The organism is Tenacibaculum sp. SDUM215027 (genome assembly GCF_050566205.1).
GTDB lineage: Bacteria > Bacteroidota > Bacteroidia > Flavobacteriales > Flavobacteriaceae > Polaribacter.
The window spans coordinates 1-1,052 of the sequence record NZ_JBNXUE010000021.1 but is presented as its reverse complement, the minus strand read 5'-3'; the positions used below and the strand labels follow the sequence as shown (position 1 = coordinate 1,052).

The window sequence follows — 1,052 nt, the reverse complement described above, 5'->3', positions numbered from 1 at the left end:
TGTCATTTCTGTAAAGGTTAACTAATTCGTTGACATTTTTGGTTAAAAATATTAGGAGCCACACCATTTAAACTTTGGTGTGGTCTTTCTTGATTATAATAATAAATATATTGTAATATTTCTTCTTTCAAATGTTCTTTAGATTCAAAATAAGTTCCATGGATTAGATCTTCTTCAATTGTTCTCCAAAAACGTTCAATTTTTCCATTGGTTTGCGGTCTATAAGGTTTGATATATCTACGCTTTATTTCTAATTCAGTAAGCATTCTTTCAAAAGGATGGCCTGCCTTAGATTTACTTTCTTTTTTACCAAACTCAGAACCATTATCAGTTAAAACTTCCTTGAACTTAATATTATAATGACTGGCAAGAATGTTAAAGCTTCTAAGTCCAGAAAACATAGTTGTTAATGCTGTTAAGTCTTCTGTTAATTCTACCCAAGCAACTCGAGTACATGAATCTATAATACCATACAAATAGTAACGTTTTTTAGGTTCTGAGTTAACAATTCCTTTAGGCAAGTAGTGAGTATCAATATGACCTAACTCTCCAGCTTTCTTCTTAATGATTCTTCTTTTGTTTTCAACCATTTTTGGACTTAATCTATTTAGACCATGACGTTTTAATATATTATAAACTCCAGAGGGTGTAGGTGTAAACTGTTTTAAGTTAGGCTTTAAAATACAACTAATCTCGTATTTATTATTGCCTTGTTCTCTTAAAGCTAATACTTTTCGTTCAATAAAGGGTAATGGTCTTCTAGTTTTCCATTTAGGTCCTCTTTTTCGAGGCAATAAATCCCTTTGATTACCACTTTGTTTGAAACGATTATAATATTTTAAAAAAGTACGTCGATCTGTTCCATTGGCTTCATAAAATTCTTTTACAAAACGATAACGAGGGTGTGTCTTGTTTTTTACTTGTTCGTACTCACTTATCAAAAATTGATACTTCTGTAAATAGCTTCGAACTAGAGTTAAATCATCTGTATTTATACGCATAACAAAATATAAGATTTTGTCAACGAATTAGTTAACCTTTACAATTTCGAA

1 protein-coding gene is annotated in these 1,052 nt (G+C 30.2%); it reads right to left on the bottom strand.

Annotated features, from left to right (window positions below):
• Positions 1-17: 17 nt before the first annotated feature.
• Positions 18-1,001 carry an integrase core domain-containing protein gene (locus tag ACQYZ7_RS16670; RefSeq protein WP_430730835.1) on the bottom strand — a complete coding sequence of 328 codons (984 nt, stop codon included), beginning with the start codon at positions 999-1,001 and terminating at the stop codon, positions 18-20.
• Positions 1,002-1,052: the final 51 nt, after the last annotated feature.

What these genes read in the sequence shown, in the direction of transcription:
- ACQYZ7_RS16670 (WP_430730835.1), bottom strand. Translation starts at nt 1,001, where the DNA reads ATGCGTATAAATACAGATGATTTAACTCTAGTTCGAAGCTATTTACAG.